This window comes from Streptomyces sp. NPDC059080, from assembly GCF_042739975.1.
Taxonomy (GTDB): Bacteria; Actinomycetota; Actinomycetes; order Streptomycetales; family Streptomycetaceae; genus Streptomyces; species Streptomyces benahoarensis.
In genome coordinates, this window is record NZ_JBHYGX010000006.1 from 212241 (window position 1) to 226998 (window position 14758).

Annotated in this window: 11 protein-coding genes; 9 read left to right on the forward strand and 2 right to left on the reverse strand. The window is 72.7% G+C overall.

Annotation, left to right across the window (positions count from 1 at the left end; all coding sequences use genetic code 11):
- Positions 1-227 precede the first annotated feature (227 nt).
- Complete coding sequence (locus ACFWWQ_RS07225; protein ID WP_384591484.1) at positions 228-1328, forward strand: hypothetical protein; 1101 nt, start codon at positions 228-230, stop codon at positions 1326-1328.
- A 175-nt stretch (positions 1329-1503) separates the two neighbouring features.
- Here the strand turns inward: ACFWWQ_RS07225 and ACFWWQ_RS07230 are convergent, their stop codons facing one another.
- The gene (locus ACFWWQ_RS07230) at positions 1504-2256 is read right to left on the reverse strand and encodes a PIG-L deacetylase family protein (RefSeq protein WP_384591487.1); all 753 of its coding nucleotides are present in this window, start codon (positions 2254-2256) and stop codon (positions 1504-1506) included.
- Positions 2257-2426: 170 nt separating this feature from the next.
- Between ACFWWQ_RS07230 and ACFWWQ_RS07235 the strand changes: the two genes are divergently transcribed.
- The 6 genes from ACFWWQ_RS07235 (at position 2427) to ACFWWQ_RS07260 (ending at position 9598) form a co-directional block, all read left to right on the forward strand.
- The gene (locus ACFWWQ_RS07235) at positions 2427-3179 is read left to right on the forward strand and encodes a GntR family transcriptional regulator (protein WP_384591490.1); all 753 of its coding nucleotides are present in this window, start codon (positions 2427-2429) and stop codon (positions 3177-3179) included.
- 277 nt (positions 3180-3456) lie between these two features.
- Positions 3457-5208, forward strand: coding sequence for an APC family permease (locus ACFWWQ_RS07240; protein WP_384591493.1), 1752 nt, complete (start codon positions 3457-3459; stop codon positions 5206-5208).
- Positions 5209-5452: 244 nt separating this feature from the next.
- Positions 5453-5632: an SPOR domain-containing protein gene (locus ACFWWQ_RS07245; protein WP_384591496.1), complete on the forward strand. Its 180-nt coding sequence runs from the start codon at positions 5453-5455 to the stop codon at positions 5630-5632.
- 40 nt (positions 5633-5672) lie between these two features.
- Positions 5673-6140: a (deoxy)nucleoside triphosphate pyrophosphohydrolase gene (locus ACFWWQ_RS07250; RefSeq protein ID WP_384591498.1), complete on the forward strand. Its 468-nt coding sequence runs from the start codon at positions 5673-5675 to the stop codon at positions 6138-6140.
- 174 nt (positions 6141-6314) lie between these two features.
- On the forward strand, positions 6315-6776 hold the full coding sequence (locus tag ACFWWQ_RS07255) for an ATP-binding protein (RefSeq protein ID WP_384591501.1): 462 nt from the start codon (positions 6315-6317) through the stop codon (positions 6774-6776).
- 170 nt (positions 6777-6946) lie between these two features.
- Positions 6947-9598 (forward strand): SpoIIE family protein phosphatase, encoded by a 2652-nt coding sequence (locus ACFWWQ_RS07260; RefSeq protein ID WP_384591504.1) that lies wholly within the window; start codon positions 6947-6949, stop codon positions 9596-9598.
- Between the two features lie 128 nt (positions 9599-9726).
- Here ACFWWQ_RS07260 and ACFWWQ_RS07265 read toward each other — a convergent pair whose 3' ends face one another.
- Positions 9727-10020, reverse strand: coding sequence for a hypothetical protein (locus ACFWWQ_RS07265; protein WP_384591507.1), 294 nt, complete (start codon positions 10018-10020; stop codon positions 9727-9729).
- A gap of 373 nt (positions 10021-10393) precedes the next feature.
- On the opposite strand from ACFWWQ_RS07265, the gene ACFWWQ_RS07270 reads away from it, so the two are divergent.
- Positions 10394-12433 (forward strand): ABC transporter family substrate-binding protein, encoded by a 2040-nt coding sequence (locus ACFWWQ_RS07270; RefSeq protein ID WP_384591510.1) that lies wholly within the window; start codon positions 10394-10396, stop codon positions 12431-12433.
- A gap of 243 nt (positions 12434-12676) precedes the next feature.
- Positions 12677-14581 (forward strand): translational GTPase TypA, encoded by a 1905-nt coding sequence (gene typA, locus ACFWWQ_RS07275; RefSeq protein WP_384591513.1) that lies wholly within the window; start codon positions 12677-12679, stop codon positions 14579-14581.
- Positions 14582-14758: the final 177 nt, after the last annotated feature.

Here is a 14758-nt window from a genome sequence, read left to right on the forward strand (position 1 = left end):
CGAGTTGTGGTGGCGTGTGTGTAGTTGTTTGTTCACTCCCCCCCCGCTGCGGCGCGGCGGCGGGGGGGGGGGGCGGGGCCCCCCGCCCCCCCCCGCCCCGGCCCCCCCCCCCCCCCGACGCAGCGTGGACGTCCACGTGGAATGTCACCGCGTCCGGCTGGTCCGGCCAGGACAGCCCCCAGGTCTCCATCGACCGCTCCGGCGATGCGCTGCTCGCCTGGGCGGCCATGGACAACGCGAACAGCTCCTACTTCCGCGTCCAGACCCGGGTGAAGTACGCAAACGGCACCCTGGGCGCGACCCGCACCCTGTCCCCGGACGGCCGCGCCATCAGCTGGGTGCAGGCCGACTCCGACGACACCGGCGACTCGTCCGTGGTGTGGCAGCAGGACAGCACCGTCGTCGGCCGCCGGGTCGCGTCCTCCGGCAGCCTCGTCGGCTCGCTGCAGATGCTCTCCACCCCCGGGTCGCCCGCAACCACGCCCTCGGTCGCCGTGACGCCCGGCGGCAGCTCGATGGTGGCGTGGACGGAGATCCGCGACGGCAGCTGGTACGCGGTGGCCCGTCGGCTGAAGCTCGACGGCACGCTTGGCGCGGTGCACACACTCGGCTCAGGCTCGGCGGAGCCGCCGGCCATCGGCGTGGACCGCAAGGGCCAGTTCGTCGTCGCCTGGGTACGCGGCTCCGAGGTGGTGGCCAAGCGGATGACCGCGACCTCGATCTCCGCGGCGAAGGTGCTCACCACGCCGATCGCGGCGTACGGCGGCTTCGGCATGGTCCGGGTCGGCGTGGACCGGGACGGCGACGCGGTGATCAGCTACCACTCCGGCGGCGGCGACCGCTCGCAGGTCTGGGCCTCGCGCTGGAGCCACACCGGCGCGCTGTCGAACCCGCTGCGTATCTCGACATCCACGGAGAACGTGGACCTCCACCACACCCTCGGGACGGACCTGGACGGCGACTCGATGATCGTGTGGGTACGCAACAACGCCGGCAAGCGCGAGCTGTACGGCCGCAAACTCTCCGCCGGCGGCACCCTCGGCGCCATCACGTCGCTGGGCGCCGGCGACCGCCCCGACCTCGCCCTGGACGACGACGGCGACGGCATGCTGGCGTCGCAGACCACCACGGCCATCTCCACGCCGCCGTACAGCGTCACGAAGGCCACCGCCCGGCTGATCAGCCGTTCCGGCACCTTCGGCAGCGCGAAGACGCTCACGACGGACGGTCGCGTGCCGCAGGTCGCAGCGCGCCCGACGGCCGTGTTCACGACCACGTGGCAGCAGGAGTCGTACCCGTACACGATCAAGGCGATCACTGGTCCTTGATCTGCGGGGTTGCCGCGCCCCGGGCGGCCTTTGAAAGTCCCTAACTCGGCGGTTTCTGCCTGGAGTTGTGGGTCCAGTGGTGGGGTGTGTTCGTTGAAGCGCTGGCGGTAGGTCCAATTTCAGCCACCTCCGGTGCAAGCGGCGACCCATTTGTGCGAGCTGGGACCCCCGGTCCTCACCGGGAGAACACCTCGAAGCGGACGATCCGGGCCGCTCCCTCAGGCGTCGGAGGGAGCGTGCGGTCAAGGAAGTCGCGGGCGTAGGTATGGGGATCGGGCGCGAGGGAGTCAGGGTCGGAGAGCCCTCGTATATAGCTGCGGTGGGCGGCCAGGGAGGCGACGGCGGCATCGAAGCCGGCCCTCACCTCCACCCCGTGCGTAGGTGCGGGGGAACCGGTCACGGCGACCCGGCGGACGCCGTTCCAAGGGGGCAGGCCCTCCTCCGTGACGAGGTCGGGGAAGATCCACCGGTTGCCCGCGTCCGTGGCCGCGTCCAGGGTGGCGCGCCCCACCGTGCGGTGGTCGGGGGTGTTCCAGTGGCCGCCGGGCCAGGTGTCGTGGTGGTTGAGGGTGAGGAGCAGATCGGGGCGGTGGCGGCGGATGGCGGCCGAGAGGTCGCGGCGCAGGGCCGGGGTCGGGGTGAGGGTGCCGTCGGGGTGGTCGAGGAATTCGACGGTGTCGACGCCTACCAGGGCGGCGCCGGTGCGTTCCTCGGCCTCGCGGACCGTGGCGCACTCGCCGGGGGCGAGGCCGTCGATGCCGGCTTCGCCGTGGGTCACCAGGAGATAGGTGACGGTGCGCCCGGAGGCGGTCCATTCGGCGACGGCGGCGGCGGCACCGTACTCCAGGTCGTCGGGGTGGGCGACGACGGCGAGTGCGCGGTGCCAGTCGTCGGGGAGGGCGGGGAGCGGGGTGGCGTTGCCGGTCATGGGTCTCCCTCGGCGTGCGGCCCCCGCGGCGTCCCCGTCACCCATTTCCTTGATCGTTATGCGGGATGAGCTGGGCATCATCACATTGGGCGATTTCCTGGCCCAAGGTTGCGGGTGGCGACGCGCAGTTGCCACGCTGTTACCGACTGCCAAGCTGTTGGGAGGGGCACGTGTCTTTCGGTGAGCAGCCCGCGTACCTCCGTGTCGCAGGCGACCTGCGTCAGAAGATCGTCGACGGCGTGCTGCCGCCGCACACCCGCCTCCCCTCGCAGGCCCGCATCCGTGCCCAGTACGGGGTCTCGGACACCGTCGCGCTGGAGGCGCGCAAGGTGCTGATGGCCGAGGGGCTCGTCGAGGGACGCTCCGGCTCCGGCACGTATGTACGCGAGCGCCCCGCCCACCGCCGTATCGCCCGGGCCGGGCACCACGCCGGACCGTCCTGCACGCCGTTCCGGCAGGAGCAGACGGACGAGCGGGTCACGGGCAGCTGGGAGTCGAGCAGCCGCCAGGAGGAGGCGGCGGGCGCGGTCGCCGGGCGGCTGCGGATCGAGCCGGGCGCGCGGGTCATGCGGACGCGGTACGTCTACCGCGCGGCGGGCGAGCCGGTCATGGTCTCGACGTCCTGGGAGCCGCTGGAGATCACGGGCCGGACGCCGGTGATGCTGCCCGAGGAGGGGCCGCTCGCGGGGCGCGGAGTGGTCGAGCGGATGGCGGCCATCGATGTTGTGGTGGACAACGTCGTGGAGGAGATCGGCGCCCGGCCGGGGCTGGCCGAAGAAGTCATGGTGCTGGGTGGTGTGCCGGGCCATGCTGTGCTCGTCATCTCGCGGACGTACTTCGCCGGGGGGCGGCCCGTGGAGACCGCCGATGTGGTCACCCTCGCCGACCGGCACCGCGTGACGTATCACCTGCCGGTCAGATAGGCCCGGCGCGACGGGGGCGGGAGGAAGCGAAGAGGGTGACGGGGGAGACGGACGTGGGGCCTCGGGATGGGTTCTCATACCGCCCGTAACACCAGTTTCATGCGGGCTCGTTGTCCGCATTCATTGTTATTTGTCGGCTGCACCGTGTCGTGGGAATAGTCACACCTGCTCGCTGGGGCGGGGCTTTTCGCCGGGTGGGGGATTCCGATCATCCGATTCGCCTCTTACGATGGCGAAGTTTGTGCACGGCACGGGGGAAGACCAGGAGACCAAGCACGTGAGCACGACGAAGACCCCGAGCGCGGAGCAGGGCTCGCACTCCAATTACCGCCGGTCCCTAGGGACCATCGCCCTGACCGCCACTGGTCTCGGATCCATCATCGGCTCCGGTTGGCTCTTCGGAGCCGAGCGGGCCGCTGCCATCGCCGGTCCTGCCGCCATCCTCGCCTGGGTGATCGGTGCGGTCGTCGCACTCACCATCGCCCTGACCTACACCGAGCTCGGGTCGATGTTCCCGAAGGCCGGCGGCATGGTCCGCTACGGCCAGTACTCCCACGGCTCGCTCGCCGGTTACCTCGCGGCGTGGGCCAACTGGATCGCGATCGTCTCCGTGATCCCCGGTGAGGCCACCGCCTCCGTCCAGTACATGAGCTCGTGGGACTTCGGCTGGGCCCACGCGCTGTACGACGGCAAGGAGCTGACCGGCACCGGTGTGGCGCTCGCCAGCGTGCTGTTGATCTTCTACTTCTTCCTGAACTGGTTCGCGATCACGCTGTTCGCGAAGACCAACACCGCGATCACGGTCTTCAAGGTCGTCGTTCCGATCCTGACCGCGAGCGCGCTGATGATCGCGCACTTCGACACGGGCAACATCAAGGACGCCGGCGGCTTCACGCCGAACGGCTGGAGCTCGGTCTTCACCGCCGTCGCGGTCTCCGGCATCGTCTGGGCGTACAACGGCTTCCAGTCGCCGCTGAACCTCGCCGGCGAGGCGCGCAACCCGGGCCGCTCGCTGCCGAAGGCCGTCATCGGCTCCATCGTCATCGCCCTGGTGATCTACGTCGCCCTCCAGATCGCGTTCCTGATGGCGGTGCCCGGCGACAAGCTCGCCTCCTCCGGTGGCTGGGCCGGTCTCGGCTACAACTCCCCGCTCGCCGACCTCGCCATCGCCTGGGGCCTGAACTGGCTCGCGATGCTGCTCTACGCCGACGCGTTCATCTCGCCGTCCGGTACGGGCATGATCTACGCCGCCACCACCTCGCGCATGATCCACGGCGTGCAGGAGAACGGCCACCTGCCCGGCATCTTCGGCAAGGTCGACAAGAAGACCGGTGTGCCGCGTCCGGCGCTGGTGCTCAACCTCGTCATCGCCTTCCTGTTCCTCGCGGTCTTCCGCGGCTGGGGCTCGCTCGCCGAGATCGTCTCCGTCGCCACGGTCATCTCGTACATCACCGGCCCCGTCGCCGTGATGTCGCTGCGCCGTCTGTCGCCGGGCCTGAAGCGGCCGGTGCAGCTGAAGGTGATGCCGGTCATCGCCCCGATCGCGATGGTCTTCGGTTCGCTGGTGCTGTACTGGGGCCGCTGGCCGCTCACCGGCAAGGTCATCCTGATCATGGCCGTCGGTCTGCCGGTCTGGGCCTGGTACGAGATCGGCAAGCCGCTCTCCCAGGGCCGCAAGCCGTGGGCCGCGCTGCGCCCGCACCTCAAGGCCGGCGCCTGGATGGTGGCGTACCTGCTGGTGATGGCGTTCGTCTCGTACGCGGGCGGCAAGGAGTTCGGCGGCAAGGGCTATCTGCCGGAGGGCCTGGACCTCGTCGTGGTCGTCCTCATCGGCCTCGCGTTCTACTTCTGGGGCGTGCGCAGCTCGTGGCGGAACCCCTCGCTGATCGCGGTCGAGGAGGAGATGCGCGCGGCGGAGCAGGCCGAGGAGTCCTCCGGTGTGGTCACCGTTGGTGCCCAGCGCTCCGGTGACGGCGACGGTCCCGACGACGACCGCCCTTCGGACGGCAAGGTCCGCAGCGACGCCTGACCCGCGCCGCCCCGGGGCCCGGCCCCGGTCCGATGCACCACCGAGCCGTACGGCTCCACCGGCCACTCGCAGGCCCTCCCGGTTCGCCGGGGGCCCGCGGGTGGCCGGTTCCGTCTCTCTTTGTGCCATTCCGTATCCGCTGCGTGAAGGTCGGGCGTAGGCTCGGGCATATGCAGGATGCGGTTTCGGTATCGGCCCGGGAGGGGCACGGAATGGCGCGCGGTACTGCGGATGGAGCGGTGTGATGGGTGACGGTGGGACGCGGCTGCCCTGGCTCGTCATTCGTCAGGACGAAGGCGGCCACCGCTATCGGGTGGGCCGGTACGCCACCCGCGCGGAGGCCGAGCGGGTCGCCGGGCGCCTCGACGGCGACGGTGACCAGCAGCTCTACGTGGTGGAGAAGATGGATGTGACGACGGGCTGAGCGGGTTGCGGGGCGTGGTGTGCGCCGTAGGCTGCCGCGTATGACGACGGTGCGTGTGGTGGTGGGCGGCGCGGTGCTCGACCGAGGGCGGCTGCTGGCCGCCCGGCGCAGCGCGCCGCCCGCGCTGGCCGGTCGCTGGGAGCTGCCCGGCGGCAAGGTGGAGGACGGCGAGAGCCCCGAGCAGGCGCTCGTGCGCGAGCTGCGCGAGGAGCTGGGCGTCGAGGCGGAGCCGCTGGAGCCGATCGCCGGTGAGTGGGCGCTTCGCCCCGGGTTCGTGCTGCGGGTGTGGGCCGCCAAGCTGGTCTCCGGCGAGCCGCGGCCGCTCCAGGATCACGACGAGCTGCGCTGGCTGGAGCCGGACGAGGAGTTGTCGGTGGACTGGCTGGACCAGGACCGTCCGGCCGTCGCCGAGGCGATGCGGCGGCTGCGGGAGGGCGAGGTGCCGGGCGGCGCCGCGCCGCGTCCGCCGTCGCGGGGCACCGTGCCCGGTGGGCGTACCCCGCTCTGAGCGTGACGGGCCGCCGGTGGCTGGTCGGGCCCGCGGTGACGGAACCCGGCCGGGGGAGGGGTTCGTCCGGGTGGCGCGAGTGGCCGCGCGCAGGCGGTACGGGCGGGCAATTATCGGGTATGTCCTGATTGAACCTTTTGTAGGCGGGTGTGGTGGGCAATCGCACCATGGGAAGTGATCGGCGTGAGCGACAGCGCAGCGGCAGGGGCCTCCGAATCGGCACACGCCGCAGTCCGCCGTCGTGACACGGTCTCCGGGGCGTTCCCCGTCGCCGAATGGAGCTTCCCCGCCGAGCCCGGTGCCGTCCGCACCGCGCGGGCCACGGTCCGCACGACCCTCGCCGACTGGGGCCTGGAGTCCGTCGCGGACATCGCCGTCCTGCTCGTCAGCGAACTGGTCACCAACTCCCTGACGTATGCCAGCGGTCCGATCGGCGTCCGGCTGGAACGGCTCGGCGGCGGACTCCTCGTCGAGGTCTCCGATCCGCTGCCCGATCCGCCGCTGGAGCGCGCCGCCGACCCCGATGACGAGGGCGGACGCGGACTGCAACTCGTCGCCCGCGCCTCGCGGCGCTGGGGCTCGCGGCGCGGGAAGAGCGGCAAGACCGTGTGGTTCGAGCTGTCGGTGGCTGGTTAGGAGACAGGTGGATCCGGTCGCCGCGCGTCGTTGCGCATTCGTCGACAAACCGTGCCGGGGCCGCGATCGAGACTGTGCTGTGATCGTGAAGACCGTGTTCCGGAGTGCCGAGGTGCTGATTTACTCGGCAGGTCCGGTCCGGGCACGATGAGCTGGAGGGGACGGGGCTCGTGAGCGAGTTGTCATCCGGCGGGACGGTTCCCGCGCAGACCGCAGGTCATGGCGGGAAGGCCGACCCGGTCCTCGTCCCGCCTGCGCGCGTGGCGCAGGAACCGCCGGTGTGGCAGTCCAGCCGGCCCGGGTCGATCTACGACTACATCCGGCTCGCGTCCTTCTCCCTCGGGCCCGACGGCCGCATCGACGGCTGGAGCGAACGGGCCGCCGACATGCTCGGCATCTCCGCGGCGCAGGCCGTCGGCAAGGACCCCGTCGAGGCGTTCGTCCCCCGCGAGCTGCGCGAGACCGGGCACCGCGCGGTCTCCCGGATCCTCGACGGCCGGGAGTGGACGGGCCTGGTGCCCTACCGCCGCGCGGACGGCGGCGAGGCCGACGGGCTCGCGGAGATCTACGTCATGCCGTCCGCGAAGGAGACCGGAGAGCGGGCCGCGCTCTGTCTCGTCGTCGACGTCCGGGCGCTGCGCGGCATCGAGACCGACCTCGCCGCCGCGCAGGCGGTATTCGGTCAATCCCCGATGGGCTTCACCCTCTTCGACACCCGGCTGCGGCTGCTCCGCGTCAACGAGCGGTTCGCCACGGTCTTCGGCGGCCCGGCGAGCAAGTACCGCGGTGGCACCCCGTACGACTTCCTGCCGCGGGCCGAGGCCGAGCGGATGACGGTGGCGCTGCGCCGGGTGCTGGACACCGGCGAGGCGGTGACCGAGATGCAACTGGTCGGCGTGGTGCCCGGCGCGGAGGACCGGCGCCGCTGGTCGCTCTCGCTCTACCGCCTGCACGGCGCCAGCGGCCGCCCCATCGGCGTCGCCGCGCTCGCCTCCGATGTCACCGGGCGCCGCCGCGCCGAACGCGAGGCCGCCAACGCCCGCCGCAACCTCGCGCTGCTCAACGAGGCGGGCGCCCGCATAGGCAACTCCCTCGACCTGGAGACCACCGCCCGCACCCTCCTCGACGTCGCCGTCCCGCAGTTCTGCGATCTGGCCTCCGTCGACCTCTACCAGGGGCTGCTGGCGGGCGACGAGGCGCCGCCCGGGATGAGCGACGGCAGCGCGGAGCTGCGCCGCGTCGCGTTCGCCAGCGCCGTCTCCGACGCGCCGCTCGCCACCATGCCCGCTGCGCCCGAGGGCGGGCCGGTCGCGGTCGGCGCGGTGCACCGCTACCCCTTCAACTCCCCGTGCGCGGGCGCGCTGCGCACCGCCCAGGCGCAGATCGTCCCCGGCCGGGAGGGCGAGGAGGGCCGCGAGCTGGGTGCCGTGGTGCACTCCACCCTCGCCGTGCCGATGGTCGCCCAGGACACCGTCGTCGGGCTGGTGCAGTTCTCCCGGACGAAGGGCAGCGAGCCGTTCGGGGAGCGGGACACCGCCCTCGCCGTGGAGCTGGCGGCCCGCGCCGCGGTCTGTATCGACAACGCCCGGCTCTACCGCCGCGAGCACGAGCGGGCGCTGATGCTCCAGCGCAGCCTGCTGCCGCCCGGCGACCCGGAGGCCGCGGGCCTCGACATCGCCTGCCGCTATCTGCCGGGCACCACCGCCACCGAGGTCGGCGGCGACTGGTTCGACGTCATCGAGCTGCCCGGCCACCGCACGGCGCTGGTCGTCGGCGACGTCATGGGCCGCGGGCTGCGCGCCGCCGTCGCCATGGGCGAACTGCGCACCGCCGTCCGCACGCTGGCCCTCCTCGACCTGGAACCGGCCGAGGTGCTGGCCGCGCTGGACGAGGTCGCCCGCGGGCTGGGCGGCGGTGAGGGCCGCGGCGGCAAGCGCTCCGCGGCGGGCCGCTCCACCGCCCCCGGCGTCCCGCATGCCGCCGGGACCGCCGACCTCTCCGAGGTCTACCTCGCCACCTGCGTCTACGCCGTCTACGACCCCATCGCCCGCCGCTGTACGTTCGCCAACGCCGGGCATCTGCCGCCGGTGCTGGTCGAGGAGGGCGCGGACGCGGTGCTGCTGGACGTACCGCCGGGCATGCCGCTGGGCGTGGGCGGCGAACCGTTCGAGGAGACCGAGGTGGAGCTGGCGGACGGCGCGCTGCTCGCCCTCTACACCGACGGCCTGGTGGAGTCCCGCGACCATCCGCTGGACGAGGGCCTGGAGGCGTTCCGCAGCGCGCTGTCGGACGCCGGCCGGCCGCTGGAGGACGCCTGCGACCACGTCCTGTCCACCCTGGACACCTCGCACGGCGAGGACGACATCGCGCTGCTGATGGCCCGGGTGCACGGGCTGCCCAAGGACGCGGTGGGGGACTGGAGCCTGGCGCCGGAGGCCCGGTCGGTGGCGCGGGCGCGGGAGCTGGCCCGCGACCAGCTCACCGACTGGGGCCTGGAGGAGCTGGTGGACACCACCGAGCTGCTCGTCAGCGAGCTGGTCACCAACGCGCTGCGGCACGGCCACGGCGAGATCCGGCTGCGGCTGCTGCGCGACCGGTCGCTGGTGTGCGAGGTGTGGGACGCCGACCTCGCCCAGCCGCGCCGCCGCCGTGCCCGCGACACCGACGAGGGCGGCCGCGGCCTTCAGCTGGTCGGCCTGCTCAGCACGGGCTGGGGCAGCAGACGCACCCCGCGCGGCAAGACCGTGTGGTTCGAACTCGCCCTGCCCGACGGCGACCATCCGGCGCCGGATCCGACCGAGGCGTTGTTGAGCCTGTTCTAGCGGCGGGGCGCCCCGTAGGACGGGGTGTTCCGCGTACGTGGTGCTCAGCCGGCCCGGGGCGCGCCGCGTCCCGCCGGCCGGCCGGCCCGGCCGCGCCTCCCGCGGCCCGGCCCCGGCCCCCGCCCGGCTCAGGGCGCGTGCCGGTCCTTCGCCCCCAGGCCCTCGTCCTCCGCGTCGGACCACAGGGCGCTGTCGTACGGGGTGTCGGGGACGGGGACGACGCGGTCGCCGTCGGGTGCGGTGGTGCGGGCGGTGCCGGCCCCGGCGCGGAGCAGGCGCAGGCTCTCGCCCAGGTGGTCGGTGTCGGTGCGTACCCGGCGGATGTCGAGCCCGTCGCCGAGCCGTCGCTCCAGCCGTTCCACGGCGCGTACCAGCTCGTCCAGGGTGCGTTCGGCCGCCGTCAGCTCGTCGTGAAGGGACATGGTCCGCCCTCTCTGCCGAAAACGTCGTCCGGAAGGTCGACGGGCCCCGGGGCGAGGTCTCCGGAGCGCGGGGACGACCTCCTACGTCCCGAGTGTCGCGCGTCGCGGCGGGGCGGGAAAGGCGGGCGGGCCGCTCGGACGCCGGGGCCGCCGTTCCGGGCCGCAGGCGCCCGCTCCCGTGCCGTTCCGGAGGCCCGCCCCCCGCTTCTTGCGCCGGGCGGGTGGCCTTGCCCCGGGGCGCCGCCGTGTCGGGCGGCCGGGCCGTCCCGGGTCGCCTTCAGTGGGGGGTGCCATAGATGTGATGAGCCGCTAAGTGGGCCGGATGTGTCACGGCGGCTCGGCGCGGCGTCGGCGAGCCCCGGAGGTAACAGCCATGACCGACCACGTCAGCCCAGGCCGCGCCGTGCGCCGCAGGCGCCGCGCCGTTCTCCTCGCGGCGGGGGTGCTGCTGCCGCTGCCGGTCCTGGCCGGGTGCGCGGACGACGACGGCGGCGGCGCCTCGGGCCTCGCCCAGGACATCGCGGCGGCGCCGCGCGGCCGGGTCGCGAACGGCGGCACGGTCCGCTGGGCGGTCGACGCGCTGCCCGGCACCCTCAACGCCTTCCACACCGACGCCGACGCGGCCACCGACCGGGTCACCGGCGCCGTCCTGCCGTCGCTCTTCACCCTCGACCGCAGCGGCACCCCGCAGCGCAACGCCGACTACCTCACCGCCGCCGACGTCACCACGCGCGAGCCCCGGCAGGTCGTCGTCTACAAGCTCAACCCCAAGGCCCGCTGGAGCGACGGCCGCCCGATCGGCGCCGTCGACTTCGTCGCCCAGTGGAAGGCGCTGCGCGGCACGGACCACGCGTACTGGACCGCCCGCAACACCGGCTACGACCGCATCGCCAAGGTCGAACAGGGCGCCGGGCCGCACGAGGTCAAGGTCACCTTCGCCAGGCCCTATGCGGACTGGCGGGCGCTTTTCACCCCGCTCTACCCGCAGTCCGTCATGGCCGGCGCCGACGCCTTCAACGACGGCGCTCGCGACCGGCTCCCGGTGACCGCCGGGCCGTTCGCCGTCGGCGACCGGAACTCCGACGACGGCACCCTCACCCTGGAGCGCGACCGCCACTGGTGGGGCGCGCCCGCCAAGCTCGACCGGCTGGAGCTGCGCGCCGTACCGCGCGGGGAGCGGGCCGACGCGCTCAGCTCCGGCGACGTCGATGTCGCGGAGGTCGACGCGGCCGTCGCGAAGGAGATCGACGACGCGGGCGGCGCCGCCCCCGCCGGTGTCCCCAAGAGCGTCCACGCGGGCAACGCGGGCGCCCGGGCCGAGGCGGGGCAGGACGCCGCGGACCAGGAGCCCGCCCCGCGCGGCGCGGTCGCCGCCGACGCCGTGCGCGCCCAGGCCGCCGCCCGTGGCTCCGAGGCGGCCCGCGCCGAGGCCCGGGCCGCGGCCGCCGCCCGAACGCTGCGCGGCTACGCCGTCCGCCGCGCGTTGCGGCCCGCGTACACCCAGCTCGCGCTGAACGGCGGCAGCGGGCCGCTCAGCGACGACCGGGTGCGGCGCGCGGTGGCCCGCGCCATCGACCGGCAGGCCCTCGCCGACACCGTCCTCAAACCGCTGCGGCTGCCCGCCACGCCGCTCGGCAGCCATCTGCTGCTGTCCGGGCAGGAGGGGTACGCCGACCACAGCGACGCCGTCGGCGGTACGGACACCGACGCCGCGAAGACGCTGCTCGCGGACGCGGGCTGGCGTACGGGCCGGTCCGGGCGGGGGTCGCCGCAGCCCGCGCACGGCGACGCCCAGGCCGGTCACGGCGGCGCCCCCGGCGACACCGCCGCGGGCGGCGCGGAGAAGGCGGGCGAGCAGCGGATCGCGGCGCAGACGCCCGCGGTGAAGAAGGACGGCAAACCGCTCACCCTGCACTTCGTCGTACCGGACGGCCCCGCCTCCGCGGAGCTGCGGACCGTCAGCCACCGGATCGCCACGATGCTCTCCCGGATCGGTATCGCCACCGCCGTCCAGAAGGTCGCCGACGACAGCTACCTCCAGGACCACATCGAGGCCGGCGACTACGACCTCGCGCTGTACTCCTGGCCGGGCACCGCCTACCCGTCGACCGACGCCCGGGCGGTCTACGCCAAGCCGCAGCCCGCCCCCGACGGTTCGCTGAGCGTCGGGCAGAACTACACCCGCGTCGGCAGCGACCGCGTCGACCAGCTCTTCGACCAGGCGGCCTCCGACCTCGATCCCAAGGCCGCGCGCGAGGCGCTGAACAAGGCCGACGCCCGGATCTGGGCGGCGGCCGGTTCGATCCCGCTGTACCAGCGGCCCGAGCTGGTCGCCACGAAGAAGTCCCTCGTCAACATCGGCTCCTTCGGCTTCGCCGCCCCGCGCTTCCAGGACATCGGCTACGCGAAGTGAGCCCCGCCCCCCGCCGCCGCGCCGACCCGGCTGACGGCGCGGCGGCGCCCGGGCGGAACCGGGTCGCGCGAGCCCGGACAATCGGTGAGAACGCCCAGGTCAGGCCGGGTGCGAGCGGGCTGGGGCGGCCGATACCGCGGCAGCCACGTACCATGGGGTGAGGCCGTGGCTTTCTCATGCCCGGCAGGCGCGCGTGCCGGACCGTACGCGCCGCCCACCACGATTCCGGGAGAAGCGCCGCAAGTGCCCACGCGCCACGACATCCGTAACGTCGCCATCGTCGCCCACGTCGACCACGGCAAGACGACCATCGTCGACGCCATGCTCAAGCAGGCGGGGGCCTTCGCCGCTCACCAGCTCGACTCCGTCGACGACCGGGTCATGGACTCCAACGACCTGGAGCGCGAGAAGGGCATCACCATTCTCGCGAAGAACACCGCGGTCAAGTACCACCCCAAGACCGGTGGCGACCCGATCACGATCAACATCATCGACACCCCCGGCCACGCCGACTTCGGTGGCGAGGTCGAGCGTGGTCTGTCGATGGTCGACGCGGTCGTGCTGCTGGTCGACGCCTCCGAGGGCCCGCTGCCGCAGACCCGCTTCGTGCTCCGCAAGGCCCTCCAGCAGCGCCTGCCGGTCATCCTGTGCATCAACAAGACCGACCGCCCCGACTCCCGTATCGACGAGGTCGTCAACGAGACGTACGACCTCTTCCTCGACCTGGACGCGGACGAGGAGCAGATCGAGTTCCCGATCGTCTACGCCTGCGGCCGTGACGGCATCGCGTCGCTGACCAAGCCGGAGGACGGCACCGTCCCGCCCGACTCCACCAACCTGGAGCCGTTCTTCACCACGCTGCTCCAGCACGTCCCGGCGCCGGAGTACGACGAGACCGTCCCGCTCCAGGCCCACGTCACCAACCTCGACGCAGACAACTTCCTCGGCCGTATCGCGCTGCTCCGCGTCGAGCAGGGCGAGCTGCGCAAGGGCCAGACCGTGGCCTGGATGAAGCGCGACGGTTCGGTGCAGAACGTCCGCATCACCGAGCTGATGATGACGGAGGCGCTGACCCGCAAGCCCGCCGAGGTCGCCGGCCCCGGTGACATCTGCGCGGTCGCCGGTATCCCCGAGATCATGATCGGCGAGACGCTGGCCGACCCGGAGAACCCGGTCGCACTGCCGCTGATCACGGTCGACGAGCCCGCCATCTCGATGACCATCGGCACCAACACCTCGCCGCTGGTCGGCCGCGGCGGCACCGGTAAGGGCGCGGAGGCCAAGGCCGCGGTCAAGGACCGCAAGGTCACCGCCCGCCAGGTCAAGGACCGCCTCGACCGCGAGCTGATCGGTAACGTCTCGCTGCGTGTCCTGGACACCGAGCGCCCCGACGCCTGGGAGGTGCAGGGCCGTGGTGAGCTGGCGCTGGCCATCCTGGTCGAGCAGATGCGCCGCGAGGGCTTCGAGATGACCATCGGCAAGCCGCAGGTGGTCACCAAGCAGGTCGACGGCAAGACCCACGAGCCCGTCGAGCGGATGACGGTCGACGTGCCCGAGGAGCACATGGGCGCGGTCACGCAGCTCATGGGCACCCGTAAGGGCCGGATGGACAACATGTCGAACCACGGCTCCGGCTGGGTGCGCATGGAGTTCGTCGTCCCCTCCCGCGGTCTGATCGGCTTCCGCACGGAGTTCCTGACCAACACCCGCGGTACGGGCATCGCCCACTCCATCCACGAGGGCCACGAGCCGTGGTTCGGCGAGCTGAAGACCCGTAACAACGGTTCGCTGGTCGCCGACCGCTCCGGTGCGGTCACCGCGTTCGCGATGACCAACCTGCAGGAGCGCGGTGTGCTCTTCACCGAGCCCGGCACCGAGGTGTACGAGGGCATGATCGTCGGCGAGAACTCCCGCGCCGACGACATGGACGTCAACATCACCAAGGAGAAGAAGCTCACCAACATGCGCTCCGCCTCGGCCGACTCCTTCGAGGCGATCGTGCCGCCGCGGAAGCTCTCCCTGGAGCAGTCGCTGGAGTTCTGCCGCGACGACGAGTGCGTCGAGGTCACCCCGGAGTCGGTCCGTATCCGCAAGGTCGTCCTCGACCAGAAGGAGCGCGGCCGCACCGCGTCGCGCGCCAAGCGCTGACGCCCCCGGCACCGCTGACACGACGAAGCGCCCCGCAGGACTCCGGTCCGGCGGGGCGCTTCGTCGTATGCGGGCACGGGTGCGCGGCGGCTTTTACCGAGACGAATTGATCTTGTCAACGGTGGCTTGGTCTCGACCAGTCGGCGTGGCGTCCGTATTCCGGAGCAATACGCGAGT